The sequence below is a fragment of the Marinimicrobium alkaliphilum genome, assembly GCF_003259155.1.
Taxonomy (GTDB): domain Bacteria; phylum Pseudomonadota; class Gammaproteobacteria; order Pseudomonadales; family Cellvibrionaceae; genus Marinimicrobium_A; species Marinimicrobium_A alkaliphilum.
This window is the reverse complement of the sequence record NZ_QGMQ01000016.1, coordinates 1-2,757: the sequence shown is the minus strand read 5'-3', so window position 1 is coordinate 2,757 and position 2,757 is coordinate 1. Positions and strand designations below refer to the sequence as shown.

General features: G+C 43.7%; 5 protein-coding genes. All 5 read right to left on the bottom strand.

All coding sequences use genetic code 11. The features are described from left to right. Positions 1-81: 81 nt before the first annotated feature. Complete coding sequence (locus DKW72_RS16130; RefSeq protein WP_111643416.1) at positions 82-273, bottom strand: hypothetical protein; 192 nt, start codon at positions 271-273, stop codon at positions 82-84. Between the two features lie 29 nt (positions 274-302). Beyond that, a complete protein-coding gene (locus DKW72_RS16125) occupies positions 303-602 on the bottom strand; it encodes a hypothetical protein (protein WP_111643415.1) in 300 nt (99 codons plus the stop codon). 502 nt (positions 603-1,104) lie between these two features. After that, positions 1,105-1,221, bottom strand: a complete 117-nt coding sequence (locus tag DKW72_RS16825; protein ID WP_408631120.1) for a DUF6559 family protein — start codon at positions 1,219-1,221, stop codon at positions 1,105-1,107. Between the two features lie 22 nt (positions 1,222-1,243). Further along, positions 1,244-1,786, bottom strand: a complete 543-nt coding sequence (locus tag DKW72_RS16120) for a hypothetical protein (RefSeq protein WP_111643414.1) — start codon at positions 1,784-1,786, stop codon at positions 1,244-1,246. 490 nt (positions 1,787-2,276) lie between these two features. Then, positions 2,277-2,757, bottom strand: a 481-nt coding sequence (locus tag DKW72_RS16115) for a hypothetical protein (RefSeq protein ID WP_157960522.1), incomplete at its 5' end; no start/stop codon positions are given.

Here is a 2,757-nt window from a genome sequence, read left to right as displayed (position 1 = left end):
GGGCGAGGTTGTGATGGCCGGTTGCTCCTGACTAATGCGTCCCGTTAAGGCAGGGCATTGACCTTGGAGAGTCAGCCAGGGTTACTCTTGATTGTCGCCATAATTTTTCACACTGCTGTAAAATTGACCAGCCGTAATAAACGGAAGAATCGCTATTGCAGACAACCCGATCAGATCCAGGTAGAAATCCCCAGCCTCCCACATTCTAACTAAGGCCGCCATGCTCGCAGCCAAACTCCACGAAGCGCCAACTTTAAAGCCATATTTAGCCATTACAGTAGTATAATCTTCAGGTACAGCTGCTATATTTCGCCGCTCTTTCTCCAGATATCTATCGCTCGCTCGAAACCACTATCCAAACTAGATATTACAATCATCCCTGCACTAATGAGTATCACAAGCTTTGCACTTGGACTTTCTGTACCGACAGCCCCCAGTACGTTTAGACCAAATAAAATTACAGAGAAAAACGCACCATACACCGCACCGAGAGCAAAAGACTTCAATACCGTGTATTTCCTGGTCTTGCATAGATTTGTCGTATATCTTAAGCCAGCAATCGCAGCCGCTATAAAAAACAATGAAAGAAAATAACTTCCCATTGTGTATCTTCCCTCCTAGATACATTAAATACGATTTCGCAACTTACCCTTAAAATCATCCACAAGAAGAACTATAGAGAATATAAGTAAAGACTAATAATTGGCCCAACAATAAAACACAGAACTGTATTAGAACCACCCCATGAGAAAAAATCCCACAATACATGCCATTGAAACCTTAGCCGCTAAGAACACCCACACCGGAACTTGTAACCCCATTCCTTACAGCACAAGGAAGACCTATAGTGATTAAGGAAAAGTACTTTATCTCTAAACTCTCGATTCATCTCCAGAGACCTAGTCCCCCTCGCCCGAACCAAATCCACACCCCTGATAGTCACTGGCGCCAAAACCTGACCCGCCACGTTCTCCCTGCTCAAGCTCCTCATGCACATAGAAATCTTGGCTATCACAATAGCTCATTCAAAGAACTTCCATATGTAAACAGGAACAAATCATAATCTAAATATTTATTATCAAGCCGATATCTTATGATCGCACTCTAAACCTGAGAAACCGTATAAGAAGAACTTGGCCCATAATCCTTTCTTAGCAAAACAGCCAATTTAGAAACATACTTAGCAACAGCCCTCTTCTTTCTCCACTTTTTTAGAATCATACCTTACGCCCCCAAAACCTAGTTACGCACCTTTTGAAATCCCGACGAACTCCGGAACACTATCATTAAATGAATCCGACCAAGGCACAAAAATCTCTTCATCAACATCTCGAATGTAGATTCGTGCTAGCCCGAAATTATCAAGCATATATACTTTCCCAACATCAGACCATTGCACAAATAACGGGGCGGATCGACGTTTTGACAAAAAATAAAGCGAAATTCCTCCGCTCTCGACTTTAACCCATACAGGCTGGTCAATATCGGAGATATAGCCAACGCCTTTTAGCCAGGCCGATTGACCACTACTACCCAGCGGAATCTCTTGACAGCCTAAGAACCTGTTACCAAAAACACCATCAATTATCGACCTTCTTACAGATCGATTCCCCCCAAAGAAGTAATAGAAGACGAACCAAATAGCAAAAAAACAAAATATCGAAAAAGCTACCGACTCGAAGGCGTAATATGCCACATACGAAACGGCAATTGAAACAAACAACGCCCCAGACAATAACAACACCCCTCGCCCGATAAACCTCTTGTATGCATCCACAGACATCATGAATTATTTCCTTGGAAAATAGTAAGGTGCCATTCTGGTGTCTATCGACTATCCCGAAAGGCAATAACACACTCCTGAGACAAATATCCGGCATACCTGCTCAATAACGCGGTGCTGCCCAGGTAGTAACGAATGACTGGTGGGTTTCGCTATTCATCAGACCGCGACCAGCGTAAGGAAACACCCGCATTCATACAGCCTGAATCTGTAGAATCAGTGAAAACAATGGCATGACCGACCTCCGTAACACTGACGGTTAAGCGGAGTTATTCCTCAGGTCATCGATTTTACTCAAATGCAAAATGTTATTTAGTGATCTTTTGACGCGCTAACCCAATTTTTAAATAGGCCACCACCAAGTAAAAATCTAACACAGCCATTATTACAGAAACAATATCAATAAGTTAATTCCTAATCGCCTATTATTAGTGTGCACAACTCGATATCTACCATTCTCGAATCACCGCTTGAATCGGGTGCTCTGAGGAGCCTACCGACCCCACTCGTCCAGCTTTTCTGCGATAAAGCTCTCGAATCGCTCAGTCAAAGCTATGTTCTCTTGGTCAAGGTCATATGCAACCCCGAGGCCTTTTAGGTTTGCTCTAAAGTCACACGATGCCATTTTCTCCCCAGGCATACCGGATTCCCGGCACAACGCTATCAGCTCATCATCGTCGTCGGCCAGCAACCAACTACCCGACCCTCTGTAGTGACGAACATGGTGTGTGTACTTATCTCTCTCTACTGCCGATATACTCCTATCAAAAATCGACCAAACCGCAGCACTAACTGCGTCCAAATTGAGTTGCTCCTCATACAGAACGATGCTCACTGATCCTGAGGCTCTTCTTTTAGACTGATATTCATGGATAGTAGACTGTATTTCCACTTCTGTAAAAACTAGGGCTATCGAATTAGAACTCTCATCAAAAATTCCCTCAGGTCCATCTCCCGGACCGTGGAGCACATAT